At 69.1% G+C, this 25,528-nt stretch carries 26 protein-coding genes and 1 pseudogene; 17 read left to right on the forward strand and 10 right to left on the reverse strand.

Annotation, left to right across the window (positions count from 1 at the left end):
• Positions 1-25: 25 nt before the first annotated feature.
• From LTT66_RS36730 to LTT66_RS36740, 3 genes and pseudogenes are all read right to left on the reverse strand, one after another.
• Positions 26-1,195: an LLM class flavin-dependent oxidoreductase gene (locus tag LTT66_RS36730; RefSeq protein ID WP_233063037.1), complete on the reverse strand. Its 1,170-nt coding sequence runs from the start codon at positions 1,193-1,195 to the stop codon at positions 26-28.
• A pseudogene (locus LTT66_RS36735) lies at positions 1,192-2,118 on the reverse strand (LLM class flavin-dependent oxidoreductase); the annotation flags it as partial. The pseudogene LTT66_RS36735 and the gene LTT66_RS36730, both read right to left, overlap by 4 nt.
• Positions 2,119-2,196: 78 nt before the next feature.
• Positions 2,197-3,225 (reverse strand): NrtA/SsuA/CpmA family ABC transporter substrate-binding protein, encoded by a 1,029-nt coding sequence (locus tag LTT66_RS36740; protein ID WP_233063038.1) that lies wholly within the window; start codon positions 3,223-3,225, stop codon positions 2,197-2,199.
• Between the two features lie 256 nt (positions 3,226-3,481).
• Here LTT66_RS36740 and LTT66_RS36745 point away from each other — a divergent pair, with 256 nt between their 5' ends.
• From LTT66_RS36745 to LTT66_RS36755, 3 genes are all read left to right on the forward strand, one after another.
• A complete protein-coding gene (locus LTT66_RS36745; RefSeq protein ID WP_043704469.1) occupies positions 3,482-4,231 on the forward strand; it encodes an IclR family transcriptional regulator in 750 nt (249 codons plus the stop codon).
• A 151-nt stretch (positions 4,232-4,382) separates the two neighbouring features.
• Positions 4,383-5,210 carry an SAM-dependent methyltransferase gene (locus tag LTT66_RS36750; RefSeq protein ID WP_233063039.1) on the forward strand — a complete coding sequence of 276 codons (828 nt, stop codon included), beginning with the start codon at positions 4,383-4,385 and terminating at the stop codon, positions 5,208-5,210.
• An 84-nt stretch (positions 5,211-5,294) separates the two neighbouring features.
• Positions 5,295-5,648 carry a hypothetical protein gene (locus LTT66_RS36755; protein WP_233063040.1) on the forward strand — a complete coding sequence of 118 codons (354 nt, stop codon included), beginning with the start codon at positions 5,295-5,297 and terminating at the stop codon, positions 5,646-5,648.
• On the opposite strand, the gene LTT66_RS36760 is transcribed toward LTT66_RS36755, so the two are convergent.
• The gene (locus LTT66_RS36760; protein ID WP_233063041.1) at positions 5,649-6,665 is read right to left on the reverse strand and encodes an NADP-dependent oxidoreductase; all 1,017 of its coding nucleotides are present in this window, start codon (positions 6,663-6,665) and stop codon (positions 5,649-5,651) included.
• A gap of 58 nt (positions 6,666-6,723) precedes the next feature.
• Entirely contained in the window at positions 6,724-7,497 is a 774-nt protein-coding gene (locus LTT66_RS36765; protein ID WP_233063042.1) for an SDR family NAD(P)-dependent oxidoreductase, read from the reverse strand.
• Between the two features lie 66 nt (positions 7,498-7,563).
• Between LTT66_RS36765 and LTT66_RS36770 the strand changes: the two genes are divergently transcribed.
• Together LTT66_RS36770 and LTT66_RS36775 are read left to right on the forward strand one after the other, a co-directional pair.
• Positions 7,564-8,151, forward strand: coding sequence for a TetR/AcrR family transcriptional regulator (locus LTT66_RS36770; protein WP_233063043.1), 588 nt, complete (start codon positions 7,564-7,566; stop codon positions 8,149-8,151).
• A 127-nt stretch (positions 8,152-8,278) separates the two neighbouring features.
• A complete protein-coding gene (locus LTT66_RS36775) occupies positions 8,279-9,085 on the forward strand; it encodes an LLM class flavin-dependent oxidoreductase (RefSeq protein WP_233063044.1) in 807 nt (268 codons plus the stop codon).
• 9 nt (positions 9,086-9,094) lie between these two features.
• On the opposite strand, the gene LTT66_RS36780 is transcribed toward LTT66_RS36775, so the two are convergent.
• On the reverse strand, positions 9,095-9,712 hold the full coding sequence (locus tag LTT66_RS36780; protein WP_456299743.1) for a LysE/ArgO family amino acid transporter: 618 nt from the start codon (positions 9,710-9,712) through the stop codon (positions 9,095-9,097).
• 80 nt (positions 9,713-9,792) lie between these two features.
• Here LTT66_RS36780 and LTT66_RS36785 point away from each other — a divergent pair, with 80 nt between their 5' ends.
• Complete coding sequence (locus tag LTT66_RS36785; protein ID WP_233063045.1) at positions 9,793-10,674, forward strand: LysR family transcriptional regulator ArgP; 882 nt, start codon at positions 9,793-9,795, stop codon at positions 10,672-10,674.
• A 200-nt stretch (positions 10,675-10,874) separates the two neighbouring features.
• Entirely contained in the window at positions 10,875-11,624 is a 750-nt protein-coding gene (locus LTT66_RS36790) for an LGFP repeat-containing protein (RefSeq protein WP_233063046.1), read from the forward strand.
• 583 nt (positions 11,625-12,207) lie between these two features.
• On the opposite strand, the gene LTT66_RS36795 is transcribed toward LTT66_RS36790, so the two are convergent.
• Positions 12,208-13,104 carry a helix-turn-helix domain-containing protein gene (locus tag LTT66_RS36795; protein ID WP_233063047.1) on the reverse strand — a complete coding sequence of 299 codons (897 nt, stop codon included), beginning with the start codon at positions 13,102-13,104 and terminating at the stop codon, positions 12,208-12,210.
• A gap of 342 nt (positions 13,105-13,446) precedes the next feature.
• On the opposite strand from LTT66_RS36795, the gene LTT66_RS36800 reads away from it, so the two are divergent.
• From LTT66_RS36800 to LTT66_RS36810, 3 genes are all read left to right on the forward strand, one after another.
• Positions 13,447-13,914 carry a hypothetical protein gene (locus LTT66_RS36800; protein ID WP_233063048.1) on the forward strand — a complete coding sequence of 156 codons (468 nt, stop codon included), beginning with the start codon at positions 13,447-13,449 and terminating at the stop codon, positions 13,912-13,914.
• A 144-nt stretch (positions 13,915-14,058) separates the two neighbouring features.
• The gene (locus tag LTT66_RS36805; protein WP_233063049.1) at positions 14,059-15,021 is read left to right on the forward strand and encodes an SAM-dependent methyltransferase; all 963 of its coding nucleotides are present in this window, start codon (positions 14,059-14,061) and stop codon (positions 15,019-15,021) included.
• 8 nt (positions 15,022-15,029) lie between these two features.
• Entirely contained in the window at positions 15,030-15,734 is a 705-nt protein-coding gene (locus LTT66_RS36810; protein WP_233063050.1) for a DUF6081 family protein, read from the forward strand.
• 106 nt (positions 15,735-15,840) lie between these two features.
• Here LTT66_RS36810 and LTT66_RS36815 read toward each other — a convergent pair whose 3' ends face one another.
• Positions 15,841-16,113: a DUF1634 domain-containing protein gene (locus LTT66_RS36815; protein WP_233063051.1), complete on the reverse strand. Its 273-nt coding sequence runs from the start codon at positions 16,111-16,113 to the stop codon at positions 15,841-15,843.
• Between the two features lie 334 nt (positions 16,114-16,447).
• Between LTT66_RS36815 and LTT66_RS36820 the strand changes: the two genes are divergently transcribed.
• Complete coding sequence (locus LTT66_RS36820) at positions 16,448-16,744, forward strand: hypothetical protein (protein ID WP_043704450.1); 297 nt, start codon at positions 16,448-16,450, stop codon at positions 16,742-16,744.
• Positions 16,745-16,936: 192 nt separating this feature from the next.
• Positions 16,937-18,367 carry an AIM24 family protein gene (locus LTT66_RS36825; protein ID WP_233063052.1) on the forward strand — a complete coding sequence of 477 codons (1,431 nt, stop codon included), beginning with the start codon at positions 16,937-16,939 and terminating at the stop codon, positions 18,365-18,367.
• Between the two features lie 9 nt (positions 18,368-18,376).
• On the opposite strand, the gene LTT66_RS36830 is transcribed toward LTT66_RS36825, so the two are convergent.
• Together LTT66_RS36830 and LTT66_RS36835 are read right to left on the reverse strand one after the other, a co-directional pair.
• Positions 18,377-19,654 (reverse strand): metallophosphoesterase, encoded by a 1,278-nt coding sequence (locus LTT66_RS36830; protein ID WP_233063053.1) that lies wholly within the window; start codon positions 19,652-19,654, stop codon positions 18,377-18,379.
• Between the two features lie 90 nt (positions 19,655-19,744).
• Positions 19,745-20,257 (reverse strand): mycothiol transferase, encoded by a 513-nt coding sequence (locus LTT66_RS36835; protein WP_233063054.1) that lies wholly within the window; start codon positions 20,255-20,257, stop codon positions 19,745-19,747.
• A 184-nt stretch (positions 20,258-20,441) separates the two neighbouring features.
• Here LTT66_RS36835 and LTT66_RS36840 point away from each other — a divergent pair, with 184 nt between their 5' ends.
• The 5 genes from LTT66_RS36840 to LTT66_RS36860 all read left to right on the forward strand — a co-directional run bounded on the left by LTT66_RS36840 (position 20,442) and on the right by LTT66_RS36860 (position 25,430).
• The gene (locus tag LTT66_RS36840) at positions 20,442-20,789 is read left to right on the forward strand and encodes a hypothetical protein (RefSeq protein WP_195067920.1); all 348 of its coding nucleotides are present in this window, start codon (positions 20,442-20,444) and stop codon (positions 20,787-20,789) included.
• 574 nt (positions 20,790-21,363) lie between these two features.
• Positions 21,364-21,918, forward strand: a complete 555-nt coding sequence (locus LTT66_RS36845) for a hypothetical protein (RefSeq protein ID WP_233063055.1) — start codon at positions 21,364-21,366, stop codon at positions 21,916-21,918.
• A 249-nt stretch (positions 21,919-22,167) separates the two neighbouring features.
• Positions 22,168-23,370, forward strand: a complete 1,203-nt coding sequence (locus LTT66_RS36850; RefSeq protein WP_233063056.1) for a sigma-54-dependent transcriptional regulator family protein — start codon at positions 22,168-22,170, stop codon at positions 23,368-23,370.
• Positions 23,371-23,511: 141 nt separating this feature from the next.
• The gene (gene exaC / locus LTT66_RS36855) at positions 23,512-25,029 is read left to right on the forward strand and encodes an acetaldehyde dehydrogenase ExaC (RefSeq protein ID WP_233063057.1); all 1,518 of its coding nucleotides are present in this window, start codon (positions 23,512-23,514) and stop codon (positions 25,027-25,029) included.
• Positions 25,029-25,430 (forward strand): DUF779 domain-containing protein, encoded by a 402-nt coding sequence (locus LTT66_RS36860; RefSeq protein ID WP_233063058.1) that lies wholly within the window; start codon positions 25,029-25,031, stop codon positions 25,428-25,430. Before exaC ends, LTT66_RS36860 begins: the two co-directional genes overlap by 1 nt.
• The last annotated feature ends 98 nt before the right edge of the window (positions 25,431-25,528 follow it).

Raw genomic sequence — 25,528 nt, forward strand, 5'->3', positions numbered from 1 at the left:
GGTGGTGGTCATGGTCTCTCCTGAATCATCGAGCGGGGGTGAGGGATGTCGTGGCGGCGGAGGCGGTGAGCCGGGATCGGCCGAGCAGGGGAAGCACCTCTTCGCCGACGCGGTAGGCCTCCTCCAGATGCGGATTGCCCGCGAGGATGAACGCGTCGACGCCGAGGTCGATCAGTTCGCCGAGCCGCTGCGCGACCTGCTCGTAGCTGCCGACCAGTCCGAAGGCCGGGCCGCCGCGGATCAGGCTGAAGCCGCACCAGACGTTGGGCTGTACTTCCAGGTCGCGATATCCGGTGATGGTCTCGGGCACCCAGCCCTGGATACGGGCGGCGCCGACCGAATCGCCCTTGGCGGCGCGCTCGGCCGCGCCGCGGTCGGCGAAGGCCCAGCCCTTCTCGATCTCCGCCCAGGCCGCCTCCTCGGTGTGCCTGGCCAGCACGTCGATGCGGACGGCGAATTTCGTTGTGCGACCGATGGTTTCGGCGTGTGCGCGCACACCGTCGAACTTGGCGCGCAGGTCGCCGAAGGGCTCCAGCCAGGACAGGTAGTAGTCGGCGTGCCTGCCCGCGGCCTGCACGGCGGCGGCCGAGGACCCCGAGAAGTACACCTCGGGGAACGGCTGCCCGGCGATGCCCGGTGCGAGCGCGGCGCCCTCGGTCCGGAAGAACCGGCCGTCGTGGTCGTAGGGTCCGCCGTCCCACACGCCGCGCAGCACGTCGAGGAATTCGCTGGTGCGCGCGTAACGATCGTCGTGCGAGACCTTGTCACCCCACCACAACTGGGCGGCTCCGCCGCCGCCGCTGATGATGTTGTAGACCAGCCGGCCGCCGGTCGCGCGCTGCAAGCTCGCCGACATGCGCGCCGCCTGCACCGGGTGCAGGAAGCCGGGCTGGAAGGCGACCATGAACCGGTAGGTGGTGGTCTCCCTGGCCAGCGCCGCGGCGACCGCCCACGGGTCGTCGGTCACCGGGAACGACGGCAGCAGGCCGCCGAGGAAACCGGCCGATTCGGAGGCCTTCGCCACCGCCGCCATGTGGTCGATGTAGCCGTAGCCGTCGAGTGCACCGGCCCGGATGGCGGGCGCGATATTGCCCGGTCCGTAGCCGTTGGCGTGGCCGCGGTTGTATCGGCGCGGCGTGCGCAGCGACGCGTGGTCGCCCTCCATGCCGATGCGCCAGTAGATGTCGATGGTCATGCGGTTGCCTCCTGAGCGGTCAGGGTGCGGCCGATCGGGTCGGCGAGGAACAACAGATGCTCGCCCGCGCGGTGCAGTTCCTCGATGTGCGGGTGCCCCGAGAGCACCACGCTATCGACACCTGCCTCGACATATTCCGAAAGATGTTGCGCCACTTGGTTATAACTGCCGACGAGTCCGATGTTCGCGTCATATCCGAGATCGCCGAACCCCGCCCAGCGGCCGTCGCCCAGATCGTGCTCCCGTGCGCCGGGGCCGTCCGGACGCACCTCGCGCCACTGGCGTTCGGCGCGCGCCCACGCCTCGGCTTCGGTCTCCCGCGCGATGACCGGCAGCTCCAGTCCGGCGCGCACCGTCCGGCCCGCCGCCGTCGCGCGCTCGCGCAAGGCGGCGATCGCGGTGCCGACGCCCGCGGCGGTCTCGGTGAAGACGTGCACGTCCCCGTGCTCGGCCGACAGCTCGAGCGCCGCGGCGCAAGCACCGGTCAGGTAGACCGTGGGGAACGGCAGCCCGGACAGGATGCCGCGGAAGCCGCCGTCGATCACGTCGTAATGCGTGCCCGTGTAGTGGAACCCGGTGCCCGCGAATCCCGCCGAAGGCACCGGAGCGTCGTTCCATACGCCGCGGGCGACGGTGAGGAACTCCGCGGCCCTGGCATAGCGGTCGTCGCCGGTGACGCGATCACCGCGGGCCCGCGCGTCGGCGGGATCGGTGTCGACGGCCAGCTGCCAGGCGAGGCGGCCGCCGGACAGTCGTTGCAAGGTGGCCGAGATCTTCGCGGCGTAGACCGGAGTGCCGAAAGCGGGCTGGAATTCGACGACGACCCGGGAGTACCGGGTGCCGCGCAGCGCGCCGCCCGCCACGATCCACGATTCCTCGCCCTCCGGATCGTAGGGCGCGAGCACCCCGTCCAGTCCGGCGATCCGACGCGGCTACGGGGCGGTGCGAGTTCAGTGGGCACCAGCCCCGCCGCGGCGATCACCGCCATCTCAGCTGCCCGCCTACACCGATGCCAGCTGCTCGGGCGTCAGCTTGGACTTCAGGTCGTAGAAGATGTCGGCGGCGGTGATCCTGCGGGTGATGACGCCGTTGTCGAAGAAGGTGTTCACCACGTCGGCCAGGGCGGTGGCGTCCGCCTCGTTCGGCAGGTGCGGCACCGTGGCCTCGCCACCGACCCGGTAGGCGTCGGTGAGCCGCGCGCCCGACAGCGCACGCGGCCCGGTCTTCTCGAAGACGTTCTCGAACTCGGCGGGGGTGGCCCGCTGCTTCGCCGTGAGCCCCTGCAGCACTTCGAGATACCGCGCGGCGACGTCCGGGCGCTGATCGAGTACCTCGGTGCGGAACACGACGACGGTGTTGTCGTTGGAGCCGATGCTCTTCTCCGTGGCGATCTCGACGCCGCCGTTGGCCTTGGCTTCCTGGTAGGGCACCAGGAACGACGCCCAGCCGTCCACCTTGCCGGTCGCGAACGCCGAGGCGGCGTCCTTCTGCTGCAGCGGAACCCGGGTCACCTTGTCGGCCGGGACGCCCGCCTGCGCGAGCGCCTTGAGCAGGATGTATTCGCCCTTGGCCGCGGGGTTCACCGCGACGCGCCTGCCGACCAGATCGGCGACCGAGCGCACACCCGATTCCGGGGTCACGATGATCCCGCCCTGATCCTTGCCCGCCGGATCCTGCACCGCGACGATCCGGACACCGACGTCCTTGGACAGCGCGCCGACAACCGGGCTGAACGCCGCGCCGGAGACGTCGAGTTCCTTGGTGTTGAACAACTTCAGGTTGGAGCTGAAGCCGGGGGTGGTGGTGACCCACTCGATCTTCGCGCCGAGCGGCGCCAGCGCCGCGTCGAAGGTTCCGTCGCGCTTGCCGACCGCCAGCGGGCCGGAGTTCCCCGGGTCGGCGACCTCGAGCACGAAGGAGGCGCCTGCGCCGGTGTCGCGGTCGGTGTCCGAACCACACGCGGCGACCAGCGCGACGAGGGGAACGATCGCTAGCGCGATGCGCATGAGGGCTTGCCGCCTGCGGGACATCGTGAAGACTCCTTGTCCGAATTGTCGATCAATGCCCTCGCAGAGTAGGGACGCCAACGCAGGGTCACGAGGTAATGCTTTCCGTAAATCGGAAAGCTTGATATATCGAGTTCGGTGTATCGCCCGAGTTTTAGCCGCCATCAATCACTTAGAGCGGGAACGCTGGGGCGTGAATCACACTGTGCCTCATCTAGAGTTTCCAAATAACGGAAAGCGCAGACTCTTTGGTCGGCAGTTCTGTGTTACGGTCACATCCGTGGAACCCTCCGGCGTGCAGACCGTCACCCGCGCCCTGTCGGTCTTGGACTGCTTCCGCGACGGCCGGGAGCGCGGCGTCTCGGAGGTGGCGCGGCAACAGGGTCTGGCGGTCAGCACCACACACCGGCTGCTGGCCACGCTCGTACAGGCGGGCTTCCTGGAGAAGAGCGCCGAATCCAGCCGGTATCGCATGGGCGGCGCGCTGGCGGAGTGGGGGCAGATCGCCTATCGCCAGCACCGGATCTACCTCGCCGAACCGTATCTGGAACAGCTCGCGGGCACCACCGGAGCCAGTTGCTCGGTCGCCACCCGCCACGGCATCCACGCCGTACTGCTGGGCACCAGCCGGTGGCGGGAGACCGACGGGCACAAGCTGCAGGGCGTGCGACTGCCCCTGCACGCCAGTGCGCTGGGCAAGGCCCTGCTCGCCTGGTCCGAAGCCACCGACGAGCAATTACGCGAGCTCCCCTACGACGAGGGAACCGAGCGCTCGGTGTCCGGGCCCGCCGAGCTGCGCGCCGAACTGGTCACCACGCGGGAGCGCGGATACGCCTACAACGACGAGGAACTCGATCCCGGCTTCCGCACCATCGGCCTGCCCATCCTCGCCCCGGCGGGCCACTGCCGGTTCGCGCTCGGTCTGCGCGGCCCCACGACGCTGATGATCCCCGAGCGCGTGCCGTTCTTCGTCGAGCTCGCGAAGGTCACCGCGCAGGAAATCTCGGCCCGGTTCGCTGCCACCGATTGATTCCCTCGAAACCGACGATCCGGTCGAAGCCGCCTGCCCGCGGGTGCACCAACCTATTCTTGACGCGTAAACCGTAGCGCTGGGTCGTCATTCGGGAGGCGACAGGAGGGCTGCGCCGGTTGTGCCCGGCGCCGCCGCGAAGGGAGTCGCCATGCCGGAGGGTCACGCGTGGGTGCGCGCCGGGTCGTCGACCAAGCTCGATACGAGCCTCGCGCACGAGGCGCGGGTCTACGACTACTGGCTCGGCGGCAAGGACAACTACCCCGCCGATCGCGCGCTCGGTGACACGATCGCCACGCACATTCCCGGCATCCGCGACATGGCCCGCGCCAATCGCGCCTTCCTCGGCCGCGCGGTGCGTCATCTGGCCCGCGAGGCGGGCATCGATCAGTTCCTCGACATCGGCACCGGCCTCCCCACCGCGGGCAACACCCACGAGGTGGCCCAGCGGATCGATCCGGCCGCGCGCGTGGTCTACGTCGACAACGACCCGCTCGTGCTCGCCCACGCCAGAGCCCTGATGGCGGGCACCCCACAGGGCAGGATCGCTTTCGTCGACGCCGATCTGCGCGATCCGCAATCCATCCTGGACGCGCCCGCCCTGGCCGAAACCTTCGACCGGGACCGGCCGATAGCGATCCTGCTGGTCGCGATCATGATGTTCTTCCGCGACAGCGACGACCCATACGGCGCCGTCGGACGGCTGCTGGACCCGGCGCCGTCCGGCAGCTATCTCGTGCTCACCCATTCGACCGCCGATTTCGACCCGAGGGCCATGGCGCGCGCGGCGGCCGCCGCCGAACGGGCCGGCATCGGATTCCAGCCACGGAGCCGCGCGGACACCGAATCCTTCTTCGCCGGAACCGAACTCGTCGCGCCGGGCGTAGTGCCGATCGCGGCCTGGCGTCCGGACTCCGACGCCATCCCGGCCGAGCCGCGGTCCGCCTGGTACTGGGCGGGAATCGGGCGCAAACCCTGAGCCCGGGCGGGCGGCGTTTGAGCCGCCGCCGTTCGGCAATCACGTCCGAGATACCCGGCGGCCACGGACGACGAGGCGGTGGACATGGTCGAAGACGTCGAGAAGCGCTGGCACGATCCACGTGGCTTCCGCCGCGCGGCGACCTACGTGGCCTCGGTGCTCGCCACCGCCGCGCTGGTCTTCCTACTGATCCTGCTGTGGGCCGCCCAGCGGGAGTGCGCCGGCGAGGACCGGCTGCTGTGTGACGACGCGGCGCAGGTCGCCATCGCGCTCGGACCGTCGGTGGTGCTGCTGATCGGCGGCATCGGCGCTTTCGTCGAAACCTACGTTCAGTGGCGCCGCGGACGGACCTGGCCCATCTGGCAGGGCGCGGGCTGGTTCCTGTTCATCCTGATGGTGGTGTATCTCGGCATCGGCGGCGGCGCGGTCGCGAACTGATCACTCCGCGACGCGCACGACCACCTTGCCGAAGTTGCGGCCCTCCAGCATGCCGATGAACGCCTCGGGAGCGGCGGCCAGGCCGGACACGACGTCCTCGAGATATCGCACGCGCCCGTCGGCGACCCACTCGCCCATCTCACGCAGGAAGTCCGGGTACAGCTCGCGGACGAACTCGGTCTGGATGAATCCGCGCACCGTGAGGCTCTTGGTGAGGATCCGGCCGTAGAAGGCGGGCAGCCGGTCGGGGCCCTCCGGCGCGCCGGTCGCGTTGTAATTGGCGATCAGCCCGCAGACGGGTACCCGCGCATAGGTGTTCAGCAGCGGATAGACCGCGTCCGCCACCGCGCCGCCGACGTTCTCGAAATAGACGTCGATGCCATCGGGAACCGCTGCCGCCAGCTGCTCGGCGAAATCGGGGGCGCGATGGTCGAGCGCGACGTCGAAGCCGAGTTCGTTCAGGTAGGCGACTTTGCGCGGCCCACCCGCGATGCCGACCGTCCGCGTGCCGCCGATCTTGGCGATCTGGCCGACGGCCGAGCCCACCGGTCCGGTGGCCGCGGCGACCACGAGCGTCTCACCGGGCTGCGGTCGGCCGATCTTGCGCAGTCCCGCATAGGCGGTGAAGCCCGGCATGCCGAGCACGCCCAGTGCCGTCGAGACCGGCGCCTTCGCCGGATCGAGCTTGCGCACGCCGCGGGCCGGGACGACATCGTGCGTTTGCCACCCCGAATAGGCCAGCACCACATCGCCTTTCGCCACCGACGGGTCGCGGGACTCGACTACTTCGGCGACCGTGGCGCCGACTATGACTCCGCCGATCTCCACCGGTTCGGCGTAGGACTTCGCCGAACTCATCCGGCCCCGCATATACGGGTCGAGCGAGAGGTACAGGGTGCGCAGCAGAACTTCGCCCTCGGCCGGAGCGGGGAGTTCCGCGGTCTCGGTCCGGAAATTCTCCGGGGCGGGCGCACCCACCGGCCGGGAAGCAAGCACGATTCGCGTGGACTCGACCATGCGCCCACCCTAACCGGCAGCGGGCGCCGGGACGCCCCCGCCCGGTCGTGTCCGAGGATCACCAGGACGGCGATTTCGGTCCCAGGAACAAGCCGCCGTTCACCTCCAGCGTCTGGCCGGTGACCCAGCGCCCGTCGTCGGAGGCGAAGAAGGCCACCGCGTCGGCGATGTCCGCGCCGCTGCCGACCCGCTCCAGCGCGGTCATGCCCGCTACGCCCGCGATCGCGCCGTCGTTGGTGTGCAGCCAGGAGTTCATGTCGGTGTCGGTGATGCCGGGCGACACCGTGTTCACCGTGATCCCGCGCGGGCCGAGGGTGTTCGCCAGCGAGCGGCCCAGCACGTTGAGCGCGCCCTTGGTCATGCCGTAGACGATTTCCGGAGTGGCGAACCAGGTGACGCCGGAGGAGATGTTGACGATGCGCCCGCCGTCGCGCAGCAGCGGCAACGCGCGCTGGACGATGAACAGCGGCGCCCGCACGTTGACCGCGAACAGCCGATCGAACTGCTCGGGCGTGGCCTGCTCGACGGTGGCGTCGTAGGCGATGATCGCGGCGTTGTTGACCAGGATGTCCAACGGCCGGTCGCCCAGACCGGCGGCGAGTTCGCCGAACAGCTGGTCGATATCCCCCTCGACGCCCAGTTCGGCACGCACCGGAAACGCCCGGCCACCGGCGCGCCGGATCGCCGACACCGTCGCTTCCGCCGCCTCCTTGTTGGTGCCGTAATGCACCGCGACCTCGGCGCCGTCGGCGGCCAGCCGCTCGGCGACGGCCCGGCCTATACCCCGCGAGGCGCCGGTCACCAGGGCGGTCTTACCGTTCGGTTCGGTCATCTCGTTCTCCCGCTTTCTTGTTAGGTAACGTTCCCTAACATCGCTGGCGAGCGCTACGGTATTCCCGTGGAACCGAAACGCCGCGCCGCCGCCGACACCAAGGAGCACATCCTGGTCGTCGCGCGGGAGCTGTTCTACCGAGAGGGAATTCGCGCGACCGGCGTGGATCGCGTCGCGGCCGAGGCGAACGTCGCGCCGCCCACCCTGTACCGCCTGTTCGACTCCAAGGACGAACTGGTCGCCGCGTACCTCGAGCGGGAGGACCGCCACTATCGGGAGTGGTTCCGCGCGGCGGGGACCGGGGAGGGCCCGCGCGAACGCATCCTCGCGCTGTTCGCGGCGCTGGCCGAGCAGGTGCGCCCCGAGACCTGTCGCGGCTGCCCCTTCCTCATCGCGCTGGGCGAATTCCCGGATCACGACCTGCTCGGCCACAAACACGCCGTCGCGATGAAGAACTGGGTGCGCGCCGAGATCGGTGCACTGGTCGGCGAGCTCGCGTCCACCGTGGCGATCCCCGATCCGCCGGCGCTGGCCGACCAGCTGATGCTGGTGATGGAAGGCGTCTACGCCACGACCCAGGCGTTCGGCCCGACCGGCCCGGCGGCCCACTCCCTGCCGCTGGTCGAGGCGCTGCTTCCCCGCGCGTCCGACTGAGCCCAGCCCTCCGGACGCGGGACGAAATACTCTGCGCGGCAGCGGGATCGGGGCGTGAGCGTCCGGGACATCGACTCGAGCGACCGGAACATTGGCGGGGGTGCCGCGGCTTCGTACGGTCTTGACCATGACCTTGGAAATCGGCACCATCCTGCCCACCTCGACGCCCGATCCCGCCCATCCCATCCTGGGTGACGTGCGGGCCGCCGCTCGTCTCGCCGAGCAGACCGGCCTCGACTCGGTGTGGTCCACCGACCACCTCGTGGCCAGCGCGCCGATACTGGACAGCGGCGTGGTGCTGGCCACGGCCGCCGCCGTGACCGACCGCATCCACATCGGTTTCGGGGTGCTACTGCTCGCACTGCGGCCGGTCGCGTGGGCCGCCAAGCAGATCGCGACCCTGCAGTACGTCTCCGGCGACCGGCTGATCCTCGGCGTCGGCACCGGCAACCCGGCGCACGGCGACGTCGGATGGCGCGCGGCGGGCGTGCCCTTCGCCGAGCGCGGCCGCCGCACGGACGAGGCGCTGCGCGTGCTGCCCGGCCTGGTCACCGGGCGGCCGACCGCCCTCCCGGACGGCACCGAGGTCACCCTGACGCCGGGCGCGTCCATGCCGCCGATACTGGTGGCGGGAGACGGCGAGCGAGCTCGGCGCCGTGCGGCCGCCTATGCCGACGGCTGGGTCGCCATCGGACTCGAGCCGGGTCAGGTCCGCACCAGCGTGACCGAATTGACCGCGCTCGCCGCCGAATACGATCGAGGGCCGCTCTCCGTGACGATCGTCGCGCCACCCTTGGCAACCGACCCCGGCCATGCGGCGGAGCAATTGGCCGCCTATGCGGAGGCGGGGGCGGAGCGCGTCATCCTCGCCCCGTCGGGGGCGCAGTGGCAAGCCGACTACGAGTTCGCCGCGAAGCTCAAGGCACAGCTGTGATTTCGGCTCTCACCCGGTGCACAGCAATCCCAACCCGAGGCCGAGCAGCACCGCCGCGATCACCGTGTCGAGCACCCGCCAGGCGAGCGGACGGGCGAACAGCGGGCCGAGCAGTCGCGCTCCGAAGCCCAGCGCGGTGAACCACAGCACGCTGGCCAGCATCGCCCCCGCACCGAGGAACCAGCGATCCGGGCTCGCGTAGCTGCCCGCGAAGGAGCCGAGCAACACCACGGTGTCCAGGTAGACGTGCGGGTTGAGCCAGGTCAGCGCCAGGGCGGTGGCCACCGTCGCGCCCAGCGCCGCGGTGGCTCGCCCCGGTTCGGCGTTGAGCGTGGCGGAGCCGATCGCCCGCCGGACCGCCAGGACCGCATAGCCGATCAGGAACGCCGCACCCGCGTAGCGCGCCACCACGATCACGTCCGGCGCGGACTCGACGATCACGCCGAACCCGGCGACCCCGGCCGCGATCAGCACGATGTCGGAGACCGCGCACACCGCGACCACGGCGAGCACGTGCCTGCCGGTGATCCCCTGGCGCAGCACGAACGCGTTCTGCGCGCCGATCGCCACGATCAGGGAGAGGCCGAAGCCCATACCGGACGCGGCCGCCACGGCCGCGGAGGAAATGCTCACGTCCAGCGACGCTATGACCGCGGATGCTACCCAGGCAAGCTAAAGATTCTTAGCTATCATTAGGCTTTCTTACTATGGATCTTCAGCTCGACCAGCTGCGCGCGCTCGACGCCGTGATCACCGAAGGAACGTTCGACGCCGCCGCGGGGCGGTTGAGCGTCACACCGTCGGCGATCAGCCAGCGGATCAAGGCGCTGGAGGACGCCGCGGGCCGGATCCTCGTGCAGCGCACGAAGCCGGTGCGCGCCACCGCCTCCGGGCTGGCCGTGCTCCGCTTGGCCAGGCAGATCCGATTGCTCACGGCGGACACCGCACGCGAACTCGGCGGCGAGCCCTCCGACGGCCCGATCCGGGTGCCGATCGCGGTCAACGCCGACTCGCTGGAAACCTGGGTGCTGCCCGCCCTCGGCCGCGCACCGCGCGGAGTGTGCTTCGAGATCCACCGCGAGGACGAGGAACACACCACCCGGTTGCTGCGGGACGGCACCGTGATGGCGGCGATCACGTCGACCGCGCGACCGGTGCAGGGCTGCAAGGTCGATCGTCTCGGCGCGATCCGCTATCGGCCGATGGCCAGCCCGCAGTTCGCCGACACCTGGTTCGCGGCGGGCGCGACCGCGAAGTCCTACGCGGCGGCTCCGGTCGTGCTGTTCGACCGCAAAGACGACTTACAGGATCGCCTGTTGCGCAGACGCAGTCGCAAGCCGCTGGATCCACCACGCCATTACGTGCCCTCGTCCACCGGATTCGCCGAGGCGGTCCGGCTCGGGCTCGGCTGGGGCATGCTGCCCGATTTACAGACCCGCGACGATCAAACGAGCGGCCGTCTGGTCCCGATCGATCCCGGCGTCGTGATCGACGTCCCGCTGTACTGGCAACAGTGGCGCCTGGACTCCCCCGCTCTGAGCGCCGTCGCCACCGCCATCGCCGCCGAGGCGGCGAGCGTGCTGCGCTGACGGCGACGAAACATTTCAGCTCCCCACTAGTTGGATGGGCTCTCGCGCCGACTATTCAGCGCAGGTGCGGCAACGCCCACGACACCACGCGAGTCGAGTAGCTCGTAATCCTCCGCACCGAGACATCGGGGGGTACTTTGATCCTCGCACGCCGACCACAGCTTCAGCGCCATCCCACCCGAGATGCACAGGAGTTCACCTTGGCACGGCACCGTCGCCCGCACCGCTCGCGCACTCGCGGCGCTCTCGCCGTCGCGGCCGCGCTCGGCACCCTGTTCACCGGCATCGGCCCCGATGCGGCCGCACGCCCGATCGGCCCCTACGACGTCGGCGGAGCGATCGAGGTCGAATACGACCAGGCCGGCGGACCGGCGTTCTTCGGCGACCCGGTCACGCCCGAGTCGCCCGCTGCCCGCGGCGGCCGCTACCAAGCGTTCGAGCGCGGCTCCTCCATCTACTTCCACCCCGACACCGGAGCCCATCAGGTCGGCGGCGCGATCCGCGACAAATGGGGCACGCTGGGCTTCGAAGCCGGAGCGCTCGGCTACCCCGTGGCCCGGGAAGCGGCGACGCCGTCGAAGCCCGGGAGCTTCAGCGTCTTCCAGAACGGCTCCATCTACTGGTCCCTCGGTACGGCGGCGCATCAGATCAGCGGCGTGATCCGCGACAAGTGGGGCTCCTACGGCTGGGAGAGCAGCCCGCTGGGGTTCCCCATCACCGACGAATCCCCCGCCCGCGCGGGCAGCGGCCGCTACAACCTCTTCGGCGGCGGCGCCATCTACTGGTCCGCGCGCACCGGCCCGCACGTCATCTGGGGAGCCATCCGCCAGTCCTGGGAAGCCGCAGGCGGCGAAGCCGGCCGCTACGGCTACCCGACCAGCGACGAATACGACTTCGAGAACGGCAAAGCCCAGGATTTCGAAGGCGGCCGCATCACCTGGACGCCCTAGCGGATTCGATTCGAACCGATCCGGATCGTGCTGGCGCCGTGAATTCTCGGCAATCCGGACATCGAGGCGGTGGGTGACGGCTCCGCCAGCGACCCCAACGCTCGTTGGGGCCGCCGCGGCCGAACCAGCCAGTGCCCGAGTCGATCCTCAGACCCCGACCTCGACAGGGATACTGCCATATCCCGGCGGCCGCGTCGCATCGGTGATCGTCCATCGGTACATACAGGCGCGCGTGCATGTGCATGCGCGCCACTGGTCTCGAAAACCTCGAAAATCGAGGTGAAGCCGTTCAGATTGATAACAAATGAGCATCAGACGCCTGGTGGAGATGCCGAACTGTTACCCGCCGAAGACCGCTTTTCGACGACTTACCCTTGCTGCCAACGCATTTCGATCCTCGACTCGAGGATTGCGTTCCGAGGCTCCGATAGTCCGCGCAGCGTGGCTGAATAGAGCCGACCGCCCGGTTTTTCGATAGCCCTCGCGAACACGCGCCAGCCGCCGCATTCCAGCGACTGCCGACCCGATCGGCAAACCCTCCGCACAGCGCGGCGGCGCGCCGGAGCCGACGACTGGGCGCGTCCTATTCGCCCGATCGCATCTCGGTGAGCAGATCCCGCAGGAAGCGCACACTGTCCACCGGCGACAGCGCTTCCACGCTGAGCCGGTTCATCACCGACATGTACAGCTCGACGTCGCGCTGCTTGTCGAAATACAGCGAGCTGGTGAGCTGCTCGGTGTACACGATGTCGGCGAGCTCGGGCTCCGGGAAACGAAGAATACTGAACGGACCACCCGCAGCCGAGTGCCCGCCCGCGGAATAGGGCAGCACCTGGATCCGGATGCTGGGACGGTCCGCCATCACGAGCAGATGCTCGATCTGCTCGCGCAGGACTTCCATCCCGCCGACCGGCCTGCGCAGCGCGTTCTCGTCGATGACCGCCCACAGCGTAGGGGCGGCCACTCGATCGAGGATCTCTTGGCGGCGGATGCGAATGGCGACCCGGCGTTCGGTCTCGTCGGAGTTGCCGAGCTGGATCACCGCGCGCGCGTAATCGGCGGTCTGCAGCAGACCCGGAACGAATTGGGCCTCGTAGGTGCGGATGGTGGTGGCTGCCTGCTCGAGCCCGAGGTAGGTCTCGAACCACGCGGGTAGTAGATCGCTGTAGTGCTGCCACCAGCCCGGGTCGTTGGCCCGGCGAGCCAGCTCGAAGTACGTTTCGCGTTCAGCGGGGTCGACAACGCCGTAGAGGCTGAGCAGGTCGCGCAGATCGCGTTCCTTGAACCCGGTCCGGCCCAGCTCCAGGCGACTGATCTTGGCGTGCGATCCGCGGATGGCGTCGCCCGCGGCCTCCCTGCTGATCCCGCACCCCTCACGCAGCTGACGCAACCGGCTGCCGAGCGCGATCCGCAGAACGGTCGGACCACGTTCTGCCGCAGGGAAATCCGCGGGGTCGCCGCTGTCGTCGTCGTTGTTCATGCGTGCCTCCGGCCGATCGGGGGTTAGCCGCGGGGCGTAGTGCCTCCACCATCACAGCTCTCTGAACGTCGGCTGCAGATCCTACTCGGACGAACCTGGACAACCGCCCCGACGCGGGCGCGTGCCGGAGCTTCCGTGCGTACGCATGGATTGGCAAGAGTGACAACGCAATATCATGTCCACAATCTCGCGCGCGGCGAGACGGGTGTGCGTAAAGTCGCCCCCGACGATGGCCGCGCGGATGACGAGCGCCATGGCGTCGACAGTGGGGTCGACGAATGTCTCGTCCTCGGCGGCGTCGGCCGCAGAACACAGCACCCGTCCCCCACCACGGAGCGCGATATGACATCGAACGACGTGCGGATCACCGATCAGGATATCCGCGACAAGCTGACCGGCGTCCTCGGCTTCACCAGCATCGACCTCGCGACGTCGAAGGACGGCGTGAACTGGTGCTCGAACGCGTTCTTCGCCGAACTGGACGCAGATCCGTTCCGCTTGACGCTCGTGCTCGAGTCCGGCGGGCGGACGCTGGACAGTCTGCGAGCCAATCCGAGTATCGGGGTCAAGGTCGTACCCGACGGTTTCCTCAACCCGTTCGCGCAGGGGCTCGGCACCGCCGTCGTGCGAACGGAAACGAACGAGCGGGAGGAGACCTTCCGCTCCCTGCTACGAAAGGAGCCGCGGATCGAACCGTTCTTGTCGACGCCGATCGAGGCGGTGGAGGTGCACATCGACTGGTGGCGCGTGACGCACGTTCAAGGCGGCTGGCTGCCCGGACGTATCCTGCACCGGCCCGGCGCGTCCTGAGTCACCACTCGCGATCACCTGTCCATACCGACCCGGTCGCGATGCCCGGCCGCGGGTCGCGAGCGGCATCGAACGGACTACGAAATCAGCACCGGCCGAACGCATCCGCACGGATTGCCCGGCAATTCGGCGGACTCTAGGCTGATGACCAGGCGACGGAACAAGAAAGAGGTCTCCATGTCCGATCCCGCTCCCCGGACCGGTGTCCGCGCGCCGGTCGGCGTGGACACGACACGCGCGAGTATCGCCCGCGTCTACGACGCCACCCTCGGCGGCAAGGACAATTACGAAGTCGACCGCTACGTACGCGACAAAGTCGCCGAAGTCGCGCCGCGCCAGAGCGACGTGGCCCGGATGAACCGCCGTTGGCTGCACCGCGTGGTGCGATACCTGGCCGGTACCGCGCGCATCGATCAATTCCTCGACATCGGCGCGGGCCTGCCGACCGTCGGCAACACCCACGAGATCGCGCAGCAGGAGAATCCCAAGGCGCGCGTGGTGTACGTCGACAACGACCCGGTCTGCAACATTCACGGCCGGGTACTGCTCGAGCGCAACGCGTACACGCATTTCGTGCCCGCCGATCTGACCGACCCGGACACCCTGCTGGCACATTCCGAGGTCACCCCGCACCTCGATCTCACCCGCCCGTTGGCGCTGATCCTGTGCGGCATCCTGCATCACGTAGACGACGCTCTCGATCCCGCCGGGATCATGCGTCGATACATCGACGCGCTGCCCGCCGGGTCGTATGTCGCGATCACCCATTTCTACGATCCGGACGATGGCGGCGAAGCGCACGAGATGGCCATCGAGCTGCAGCGGCGGTTCACCGAAATGGGTTTGGGCTCCGGCTGGTACCGCACCCGCGAGCAGATCGCGTCGTATTTCGGCGATCTGGACCTGCTCGAACCCGGTCTGGTCGAACTCGACGACTGGTGGCCGATGGGCCCCGCGTTACGTCCGCGACTGACCGAGGAACGTCTGCTGCTCGGCGGGGTCGGCTACAAGTCGGGATCGTCGAACGGCGTCGTGACCAGCCTGCGCCGCCGGGCGCACCGGCACGACCTATCGGATTCCGCCGAGCACGACTCCGCTGAGAGGTAACTGCCACGATGTCATACGACGACCTGAACGGACCGGATCTGAACGAAGACCGGTGGCGTTTCCTGGAGGTCCCGCTCGGCGAAGGCCAATCCTGGCGCTACGCCGACCCGGCCGCCCGCACCGAGATCGGCGAGGGCACCGTGTCGGTCCGGATCGACGCCTTCACCCGCTCCCATGCCGACGTGCAGATCCTGGACAACCCGAAGCATCTGCTGGTGTCGACCGAGGCGTTCGACCTCACCGGCGGACCACGGACTTTCACCGTGGAGATGGCGGCGGAGAATATCGGCGCCACCGGTGAGGACTACCGCGACGGGTTCGCCGCGTTCAACGTCCTCGATATGAGCAGCGCCCAGGTCTTCGACCTGATCGCGACCGGCAAGCACGCGTACGCGATCCACGAACGGCTGCTCGTGCCGGGCCTCGTCCCCGCGCAGGAGGCGTTCACCCACGTGGTGCACGCCCCGCTGGCGGGAGTCGACATCAAGCCCGGCGAGTTCCACCGCTACACCGTCACCCTGGACCGGGCGGCCGGCACCGCGGGCTGGTACCTCGACGACGCCCCGGTGTACCGCGCGCACGCGCCGCAACTGCCGGAGACGGTGCAGATCGGTTTCGGCATCATCACCTTGCATCCGATCCAGGACGGCCGCAGCACCTCGCTGCGCGGGCAGGGCCTGCACGCGGCGTGGCGTAATTTCACCGTGGCCTGACCGGCCCCGCCGATCGCGGCGGAACGTGCTGGAAATGCGTGGTGCCCAGCCGCATTCGGCTGGGCACCGGGTTCGCCGCCGCCCACCGGGCGGCCGATCGCGCAGATCAGACGCTCTGCTTACGCGGCCATTCGACACCGCGCCGGCGGCTGTACTCGTCCGACGCGGTCACGTCCTCGTCCATGTCGTACTCGTACTCGTACTCGTCCGACTCGGCACGACGGCGCGGATCCCACACCATCGCCGCGGCCGACACCGCCAACAACGTGACGACAATGGCCGCGATGACTACATAGAGCACGTCTTTCACCCTCCTGAAGGAAAAATCGAACAGCACCCACAGCCGTGCCGGATACTCAACGCGCACAGCTTCTTTCACGCCGCACGCATAGTAAGCTGCGGCACGGCGAACCGGACATTCCGACGCCGGTTACCGGCGGGTCGCCACCGGATCCGAGCCGGGCGACAGCCCCTGCCGATTTCCGGGAAACGCCACCGCGAACCTCCAGCGTCGCTTAGGCTCGGCGCAGTCCCGGTGGCTCCGGGACATCCAGCGCGGACCCGGTATGCCCAAGCCGGCCGCGATCGCTGGTGGTAGCGGTGGGGTTCACCCGAATCGATGAACCTCGCCGTCCCCCACTTCCGATGAAATCCCACGGACATTCGCGCGGAATCACCCGCATCGGGCATCCTGCGAGCTACCGTCTTCGGTCATGGACGACATCGAACTGCAGCCACCGACCGTCGCCTCCGCCAAGCACACCGGACTGGTCCTGGACATCGCCACCCTCGACATCCACAACCCGCTCGCCCGGCCCGGCGAGCTCACCTATCCGTACGTCCGCTGCACCGACCACCGGGTCCTGCGGCTACCCGAGCCGTTGCACCGGTGGGCCACCGAGACCATCGCGCTCAACCACACCCAGCACGCCACCGGCGCGCTTCCCTTGTTCCCCGGGCAGGTCGAATTCGGCATTCTCGACGGCACCATGTACGCCGAAGTCCTCTGATCCCCCAGCGGCAACAGCCCGGCCGATACGGCCGGGCCTTCGTCGTATGAGGCAGATCGGCGCGAACCGCAAACTGCCTGGTGGACGCACGTCCGGGGGACGCCTGTGGCGCGCGTTCCGGACGCACGACACACTGGAGCCCGTGAATCGCATGTCAACCCGACGGCGCCACCGCGGATCGGACGGCCTGCCGTGACCGACCTCGCTCGCGGTGAGAACCGCTCCGTGCCCGGCGACCGGCTGACCGTGACCGTCACCTGCTCGGCTCCGGTCGACGTCTCGGCGCTGCTGCTGAACTCGGCGGGGCGGGTGCGCTCCGACGCCGATTTCGTGTTCTTCAACCAACCGGTCGCGCCGGGCGTCACCTATCGGCACGGCCAGGGCGCCGGTGACGTGGTGGACATCCAGACCGGCGCGCTGCCCGGCGACGTGGACCGCGTCGTCGTCACGGCGAGCCTGGACGGCAACGGTCCGCGCACCTTCGCGGCCGCGGGCTCGCTGCGCGCGAGCATCGCGTCCCCCTCCGGCACGCTGGCCTTCCCGATGACCGGGCTCAGCACCGAGACCGCCGTGGTGTGCGTGGAGATCTATCGCCGTGGCGGTGGCTGGAAGGTGCGCGCGGTCGGTCAGGGTTACGACAACGGATTGGCCGGTATCGCAACGGCTTTCGGCGTGAACATCGATGACGAACCGGCTCCGTCGCCCGCGCCGTCCTCCCCACCCGCGCATCGACCTGCGCCTCCCCCGGCATACCACCCTGCGCCTCCCCCGGCATACCAGCCCCCGCCACCGCCCGCCCAGCCACCGCAACCGGCCTATTCCGCACCGGCCGCCGCGCCGCCGCCACCACCACCGATGCACTCACCTCAGCAAGGAGCGCTGCCGATGCAGAGCGAACTGTTCGCCCCCAGCCACGCCGAAGTCAGCGGCGCGGGCATCCAGAAGCAGGGCGGCAAGATGATCAAGGTGGCCGTGAACGGCGAGGTCATGGCCCGTGCCGGATCGATGGTCGCCTACCAGGGCGATCTGCAGTTCCAGGCGCTCGGTGCGGGCGGGATCGGCCGGGCGATCCAGCAGCGGCTGACCGGTGAAGGCGTTCCGCTGATGAAGGTGTCCGGCCGTGGCGACCTGTTCGTCGCCAACGGCGCCGCCGACGTGCACACCATAGACCTGGACGGCACCGACGGCCTCACCATCAACGGCGCCAACGTGCTCGCCTTCGATTCCTCGTTGCGCTACGACATCCGGATGGTGCAGGGCGCCGCCGGATTCGCCAGCAACGCCGGCTTGTTCAACTGCGTCTTCACCGGCCGCGGCCGCATCGCCATCACCACGCACGGCACGCCGGTGGTGCTCGATGTCGACCAGCCGACCTACGCCGACCCGCAGGCGGCGGTGGCTTGGTCGTCGAGCCTGCAAACCGGCATCAAACGCAACGATTCCTTCGGGCTGGGCCGGCTGATGGGCCGCAGCACCGGCGAGGGGATGACGCTGTCGTTCTCCGGACGCGGATTCGTCATCGTGCAGCCGTCGGAGCTGCCGCCGGGCGGCTTCCTCGGGGGCACCGGCGGCGGACAGGAAGCCGGCCAGAGCGGTGGTGTGCTGGGCGGACTGTTCGGATAGCGGCCGGAATCAAGCCTGGAGCGACGCGAGTTCCACGACGGTGATGTCCGATGGTGCGCCCACTCGCACCGGCGGACCCCACGCTCCGGCTCCCCTGGACACGTACAGCTGGGTATCGCCGTACCGCTCCAACCCGGCGACGGTCGGGTTCGCCAAACCCGCAAGGTAATTGCCGGGCCAGATCTGGCCGCCGTGGGTGTGGCCGGACAGCTGGAGATCCACGCCGTGCGCCACCGCGTCGTCGATCAGAACCGGCTGGTGCGCCAGCAGCACGGCGGTGCGTGACCGGTCGCGGTCGCCGAGCGCCTTGCCGAAGTCCGGGCCATGCCCGGTTCGTTCGCCCTGCACGTCGTTCACGCCCGCCAGGTCGAATCCGGGCAGCTCGGTGCGGGTATTCGCGAGCAGGTGCATGCCGAGTTCCTGGACATGCTCGATCCACTGCTCCGCGCCGGAGAAGTACTCATGGTTGCCGGTGACGAAGAACGCGCCGTGCCGCGCGCGCAGGCTTGCCAGCGGCTCGACAGCCGAGCGGAGGTGTTCGACGCTGCCGTCCACCAGGTCGCCGACCACCGCGATGAGATCGGGTTGGGTGTCGTTGACCGTCCGGACCACCCGTTCGGCGAAACCGCGCCCCAGGATCGGTCCCAGATGGACATCGCTGACCACCGCGATCCGGAAGCCGTCGGCTCCGCGCGGCAATTTCGCCAGCGGCACGGTGACGTGCTTGACGGTGGGTCCGTTCAGGACGCCGTGAGCGCCGAGGCCGACCGTGGTCGCCGCGGCGGCGACGGCGGCTCCGCTCACCACGCGGGAGACGAAGACGCGGCGCGGCAGTGCGGTGCCCGCGGATCCGGCCTCCTCGACCGGATCGTCCTGCTGCGGTGAAGGTTTCGGCGCGGGAGCGGTTTCGTGCGCGACCGCGGCGACCGCGGGTTCGCTCACCGGGCTTTCGCGAGCGAACCGGCGCAGCGCCAGGTACCGGATCGGTTCGCCGACCAGCAGCGCCAGCAGCAGGTACACGAACAACGCGCCCCACAGGTAGCCGGGCCAGGCGATGATCCGCACCACCGTGAACGGAGCGGACAGCAGCTCGGCCACCGTCGCGCCCAGCAGCAGCAGCGGCCCCGTCACCACGACAGCGGTGCCGATTCGTCGCGCGCGGGACTCCGCGATGGTCGTGTCTCGCACGAGTCGCCGCCATACGTACCGGTGGGCGCCCACCACCGCGAAGACGACGATTCCGACGAGAACGAGCACGGCGATTCCGACGAGAACAGTCTCAACCACGGCGGCACTCTCTGTGAAGATTGCGGATGCGCGGCATCAACTTACGTCACGGCGCGGCGCCCGCACGCGATGCCCGCTTCCCGGTGCCGGTCATCTCGTTCGCTCGACCACCCCGCGCAAGAACGCGGCTTGACCCGCGTGCTGCAGATCATCGGAGATCACGCTGACCAGTCGCACCCCGAGGGTGACCGGCGGGTCCCAGCCGGGGTCGACGACGCGGTCCAGGTCGCCGTCGCCGAGTGCCCGGACGAAACGCAGTGTCTGCTCGTGCACCGCGTCGAAGTAGCCGGTGAGCAACTCGGCGGGTGCGCGGATCACCGCCACGTCGGCGGCGCCGTCGCCGTAGCCGGTCGCCGACTTGTCGACGGGCAGGCCGAACCGGTCGTACCATCCCTGCGCGGTCCAGATCTGCTCGGCACCGGCCACGTCCGCGAGGTGATCGTCCTGCACCCGGGTCAGGTGCCAGATCAGCCACGCGATCGAGTTGGCGCCCGGATCGGCGCGATAGACGAGGTCGTCGTCCGCCGCTCCCTCGACGGCTTCGTGCACCACTTCTTTGATCCGCTCGAAAGCGTCGGTCAGCACATCGGCACTGGTAGCCATGAGTCGACGGTACCGAGGGCGGCCGCCGAGGACGAGCCCCGCGCGGCGGCCCGCGATTCTCGCACGGTCGCACCACATTGAACGTGCCGTTATTCAACGGTACGATATGCAATGGTGAAATTGGTCGATGGCCTCCGAATCGGTCACCGACCGGACGAAGACGTACCGAAGTGAGGAAGTACCGATGATCCACGACCTCGAGACCGGGCGCGCCCGGCGTGCCGTTGTCCGCGTGGCGATGGTCGCCGCGCTCGCACTCACACCCGTCGCCGCTGTCGCGGCGCCCGCGATGGCGCAGCAGCCGACCGTCGCGCAGACGAGTCAGGCCGAGGAGATCCACGGCGGCTGGCACCGCCACGGCGGGTGGGGCAGGCACGGCCACGGCGGTTACGGCGGCTGGGGCGGTTATGGCGGATGGGGCGGCTACGGCGGCTACGGCCTCTGGGGCAATCCGTACGGCTTCTGGGGCAGCCCGCTGGGCATCTGGCCCGGCATCGTCTGGATGCTGCCGGGCACCGGAAGCGCGCTCTGAGGACCTCCGGACGGTCGGCCAGCTGACCTCCGGCTCCGCGCCAGGACACGGCGATCGCGTGCGCGCCAGCGCACAGCGCGGATCCGGAGGTCACCTGCCGCCGAGACGAAACAGTCCCGGCGACATCGGACAGCCCATGGCCCCGCAACACCGTGGCGGCCTCGAATTGCGCGCCCACGCCGGGACACCCCACGAGCGGAGGACATCTCGCCCGCTCGTCCACCCGCGTCGCGGGAACCCCAGCACTTTCGCAGCACTCGGCCGACGAAACTCCCCTCACTCTCATTTCCCGCCCGGGCGCTTCGGGGTATTTGCCTGTTCATCCGGTCGAATTCCACAGTGCCCCTGTGCGAATCAGCACACATTCTGCAACCTGGACGTATAGTCGGGTGAAACAGATGTTGCCCGTTGATAATTCGCATCCGTCCGGTTCCCGCTACCGCCACCGATTTTCCGTGAAATTCGCAGAACGATTGCTTCGGCAAAGCCCTGCGGCCAGAATGGTGGGGCCGAGAACCGGCATCTTGGGGATTCGTCGGCACTCGTGGCCGACACGACTATGTGGGGAAATACGATGAGAGTCAACAGATTCGCCGCCACCGCCCTACTCGCGGTCGGAGCCACCGGAATTGCGACGGGCGTCGCGCACGCCCAGCCCACCGCGCCCGCGCAGGTCAGCGTGCACGGCGTCGAGCAGGGCATCGGGTTCACCTCGACGCCCGCCACCGACGGCACCGGGGTGGTCACCACCCTCGACGCGGGCACCTTCGCGTTGACCGCCGACGCCAGGGCGGTCGAGCTGCGCAGCGGCACGGGACAGGTCATCGCGACCCTGCCCCTGGCCTTCCAGGCGGCGGGCGCGACGCACGGTCTGGCGCCCGCGATCACCGACGCAGGCCGCACCCTCACGGTGACGCCGGTGAACGCGCCCGCGGCGACCGAGCGCCTCACCCAGTTCGTCGGTGAGGACGAGACGCTGGCCCGCAAGCAGTACAACGCGGGCATCGGCGCACTCATCGGCGCGGGGATCGGCGCCGTGATCGGCTTCTTCCTCGGCGGGGTCGGCGCGCTGGTCACCGTTCCGATCGGGGCGGGCATCGGTGCGCTGATCGGGTTCTCCACGCCGTAACGGCCGGTCCGGTGTGCGGCCGCCGATGGACGACCGCACACCGCTCGCCGGTCGCACCGCCGGGATTCCCTGGGCGCGTGCTCGCTTGGTGCGGCACTCGACCGAGGGGGACGCGGCGATCCGACCGTCGGCTCCACCGCGAGTCGTCCACCCTCGTGGACGGCGGGCCGAAACGACCTACCCGGCCGCGCCCTGGGGCATGATGGGGAGGCACGGAGACGCTCGGAGCGAAGACACAGGATCCGCGAGATGGCACAGCGCAGTTCCCTCTCACAGCAACGCGCTGCACTGGAACAAGAGTGGTCCCGATGGATACCCACCGGAGCACCACAGGGTGACTCCACGCTGCGCAGCGAGGTCGCGCAATCGTGGCTGCGGTCGCTGCGCACTGTCGATCCGGCGTGCGACCACGCGCCCCTCGCCGAAGCCGACGTGTCCGCCCGCTGGGCCGAATCCCCCTTGCGCACACCGGTATCCGAGCTGACCGACCAGTTGCGCGACATCACCGAGGGCGCGGGCTACGTCGCGGCGATCACCGACGAGACCGGGACCATTCTCTGGTCGCACGGTGGTCCGGTGATGCGTCGCCGGGCCGAACAGGTGAACTTCGCACCGGGCGGTCGCTGGGACGAGGCGCACATGGGCACGAACGCGCTGTCGCTGGCGCTGCGCACCGAACGCCCGCACACCGTCTTCTCGGCCGAACATCTGGTCGCCGCCCTGCACGGCTGGGTCTGCTACTGCGCGCCGATCCGCGGCGCGGGCGGTCGCCAGATCGGCGTGCTGGACCTGTCCACCACCTGGGACCGCGCCCACCCGCTGGCCATGTCCACCGCCCGTACCCTGGTCAGCGCCATCGAAGCCAAGCTGCACCACGGCATGGCCGCGCCAGGAGTCCGGCTGACCTGTCTCGGCGCGGGCCGCTTGGTCCGCGACGGCGCTCCTGTTCGCTTGCGTCCGAGGCAACTGGAGATCCTGGCTCTGCTGGCGCTGGAGCCCGAGGGCTTCACCCATGAACGCCTGCACTTCGCGGTGTACGGCGACCGGCCGGTCGGCACGAGCACGCTCAAGTCGGAGATGTCCCACCTGCGCCGCGCCACCGGCGGCGACATCACCAGCCGGGTCTATCAGCTGGTGAGCCCACTGTCCTGCGACGCCGTGGACGTGCTCGCCGCACTCGAGGCGGGCGACACCGCCACGGCGGTCGAGCTGTATCGCGGGCCGCTGCTGCCCGGCTCGGACACGCCGGGGATCGTGCAGTGGCGCGAGTATCTGGCAGTCGGCGTGCGCACCGCGGTTCTGACCAGCCGGAACGTCGAGCACGCGCTGCGCTACGGCGAGCGCGCACCGTACGACGTCGAGGTGCACGAGCACGCGCTGCGCCTGCTCCCCGCGGGCGACGCTCGCCGCGCACTCGCGGCCGCCCGACTGCACGGCGCGCTGCGCGACTGAAGTCTCCTTCGCGCGTTCGGTGGTCGCGCCGGGGCCACCGCGCGCCTCAACGTTTCGTCAACCCTCGCCCGGCATAGTGACCCGCGTCACGGTCGATCCGCCGTGCGCATCACGTCCGCAACCAGCGAGGAGTTACCCGTCATGAGCTACGCGAAGCCGGGAGCCGAGGGCAGCGTCGTCGAATTCGCCACGCGCTACGACAATTTCATCGGCGGTGCGTGGACCGCCCCGGTCGAGGGCCGCTACTTCGAGAATCCGTCCCCGGTGGACGGACAGACCTTCTGCGAGGTGGCGCGCTCGTCGGCCGCCGACATCGAACTCGCCTTGGACGCCGCGCACCAGGCGGCCGACGCGTGGGGCGCGACGTCGACGACGGAACGAGCCAACATCCTCAACAAGATCGCCGATCGGATCGAGGACAACCTCGAGGCGCTCGCGGTCGCCGAAACCTGGGAGAACGGCAAGCCGGTCCGGGAAACGCTGGCCGCCGACCTGCCGCTGGCGGTCGATCACTTCCGCTACTTCGCCGGCGCGGTCCGCGCCCAGGAGGGCGGCATCAGCGAGATCGACGCCGACACCATCGCCTACCACTTTCACGAGCCGCTCGGCGTCGTCGGGCAGATCATTCCGTGGAACTTCCCGATCCTGATGGCGACTTGGAAGCTCGCGCCCGCTCTGGCCGCAGGTAACGCGGTGGTGCTCAAGCCCGCCGAGCAGACCCCCGCCTCGATCCTGAAGGTCGTCGAACTGATCGCCGATCTGCTGCCGCCCGGAGTTCTCAACGTGGTCAACGGCTTCGGCGTAGAGGCGGGCAAGCCACTGGCCGCCAGCCCGCGCGTGGCCAAGGTCGCCTTCACCGGCGAGACCACCACCGGCAGGCTGATCATGCAATACGCCAGCGAGAACATCATCCCGGTCACCCTCGAGCTGGGCGGCAAGAGCCCGAACATCTTCCTGCCCGACATCATGGCCGCCGACGACGCCTTCCTCGACAAGGCCGTGGAAGGCTTCGTGATGTTCGCGCTCAATCAGGGCGAGGTGTGCACCTGTCCGTCTCGCGCGCTGATCCACTCCTCGATCTACGACGAGTTCATCGCCCGGTGCATCGAACGCACGAAAGCCATCCGCAGCGGTAACCCGCTCGACGAGGCCACCATGATCGGCGCCCAGGCCAGCAACGACCAGTACGAGAAGATCCTGTCCTACATCGACATCGGCCGCCAGGAAGGCGCCGAGGTGCTCACCGGCGGCGGTCCGCGCAAGGTGCAGGAGTTCCCCGACGGCTTCTACGTCGAGCCGACGATCTTCTCCGGCCGCAACGACATGCGCATCTTCCAGGAGGAGATCTTCGGGCCGGTCGTGTCGGTGGCCACCTTCGACTCCATCGATGAGGCGCTGAAGATCGCCAACGACACCCTCTACGGACTCGGCGCCGGAGTGTGGACCCGCGACATCAACGCCGCCTACCGATTGGGCCGTCAGATCAAGGCGGGCCGGGTCTGGACCAACTGCTACCACGCCTACCCCGCGCACGCGGCGTTCGGCGGGTACAAGAAGTCCGGCATCGGGCGCGAGAACCACCGGATGATGCTCGACCACTACCAGCAGACCAAGAACCTGCTGGTCAGCTACTCGCCGGACAAGCTCGGATTCTTCTGATGAGCGGTCCGGTCCATCGCGTCGAGCTCACCGGAGCAGCGGAGGTACTGCTGCACCGGCTGATCGCCCAGCACGGCCCGGTCATGTTCCACCAGTCCGGCGGCTGCTGCGACGGAAGCTCGCCGATGTGCTACCCGCGCGGCGAGTTCCGGGTCGGCGCGTCGGACGTGCTGCTCGGGCACCTGGCGGCGGACACCCCGTTCTGGATGAGCGCCGACCAGTACGACTACTGGCGCCACACCCACCTCACCGTCGACGTGGTACCCGGCCGAGGCAGCGGATTCTCGCTGGAAGCACCCGAAGGCGTGCGCTTCCTCATCCGCTCCCGGCTGCTCACCGACGAGGAACTCGCCGTCCTCGCGGCGCAACCGCCGCCCACCGGGGCGGATCTGCCCCACTGACCCGGCGCGCCGGCCACTGCGGGATACGGCAGAGCCGATGCGCCGAAATATTTCCATGCGGGAATAGTGAGGGAGCGGATACCGTCGTTCGAGTTGGT

The organism is Nocardia gipuzkoensis (assembly GCF_021183645.1).
GTDB classification, from domain to species: domain Bacteria; phylum Actinomycetota; class Actinomycetes; order Mycobacteriales; family Mycobacteriaceae; genus Nocardia; species Nocardia abscessus.

Excerpts from the sequence above, each read along its gene's own strand:
- LTT66_RS36730 (WP_233063037.1), bottom strand. The coding sequence starts at position 1,195 with ATGACCATCGACATCTACTGGCGCATCGGCATGGAGGGCGACCACGCG.
- LTT66_RS36740 (WP_233063038.1), bottom strand. The coding sequence starts at position 3,225 with ATGTCCCGCAGGCGGCAAGCCCTCATGCGCATCGCGCTAGCGATCGTT.
- LTT66_RS36750 (WP_233063039.1), top strand. The coding sequence starts at position 4,383 with ATGCCGGAGGGTCACGCGTGGGTGCGCGCCGGGTCGTCGACCAAGCTC.
- LTT66_RS36755 (WP_233063040.1), top strand. The coding sequence starts at position 5,295 with ATGGTCGAAGACGTCGAGAAGCGCTGGCACGATCCACGTGGCTTCCGC.
- LTT66_RS36760 (WP_233063041.1), bottom strand. The coding sequence starts at position 6,665 with ATGGTCGAGTCCACGCGAATCGTGCTTGCTTCCCGGCCGGTGGGTGCG.
- LTT66_RS36765 (WP_233063042.1), bottom strand. The coding sequence starts at position 7,497 with ATGACCGAACCGAACGGTAAGACCGCCCTGGTGACCGGCGCCTCGCGG.
- LTT66_RS36775 (WP_233063044.1), top strand. The coding sequence starts at position 8,279 with ATGACCTTGGAAATCGGCACCATCCTGCCCACCTCGACGCCCGATCCC.
- LTT66_RS36785 (WP_233063045.1), top strand. The coding sequence starts at position 9,793 with ATGGATCTTCAGCTCGACCAGCTGCGCGCGCTCGACGCCGTGATCACC.
- LTT66_RS36795 (WP_233063047.1), bottom strand. The coding sequence starts at position 13,104 with ATGAACAACGACGACGACAGCGGCGACCCCGCGGATTTCCCTGCGGCA.
- LTT66_RS36800 (WP_233063048.1), top strand. The coding sequence starts at position 13,447 with ATGACATCGAACGACGTGCGGATCACCGATCAGGATATCCGCGACAAG.
- LTT66_RS36805 (WP_233063049.1), top strand. The coding sequence starts at position 14,059 with ATGACCAGGCGACGGAACAAGAAAGAGGTCTCCATGTCCGATCCCGCT.
- LTT66_RS36810 (WP_233063050.1), top strand. The coding sequence starts at position 15,030 with ATGTCATACGACGACCTGAACGGACCGGATCTGAACGAAGACCGGTGG.
- LTT66_RS36820 (WP_043704450.1), top strand. The coding sequence starts at position 16,448 with ATGGACGACATCGAACTGCAGCCACCGACCGTCGCCTCCGCCAAGCAC.
- LTT66_RS36835 (WP_233063054.1), bottom strand. The coding sequence starts at position 20,257 with ATGGCTACCAGTGCCGATGTGCTGACCGACGCTTTCGAGCGGATCAAA.
- LTT66_RS36840 (WP_195067920.1), top strand. The coding sequence starts at position 20,442 with ATGATCCACGACCTCGAGACCGGGCGCGCCCGGCGTGCCGTTGTCCGC.
- LTT66_RS36845 (WP_233063055.1), top strand. The coding sequence starts at position 21,364 with ATGAGAGTCAACAGATTCGCCGCCACCGCCCTACTCGCGGTCGGAGCC.
- LTT66_RS36850 (WP_233063056.1), top strand. The coding sequence starts at position 22,168 with ATGGCACAGCGCAGTTCCCTCTCACAGCAACGCGCTGCACTGGAACAA.
- exaC (WP_233063057.1), top strand. The coding sequence starts at position 23,512 with ATGAGCTACGCGAAGCCGGGAGCCGAGGGCAGCGTCGTCGAATTCGCC.
- LTT66_RS36860 (WP_233063058.1), top strand. The coding sequence starts at position 25,029 with ATGAGCGGTCCGGTCCATCGCGTCGAGCTCACCGGAGCAGCGGAGGTA.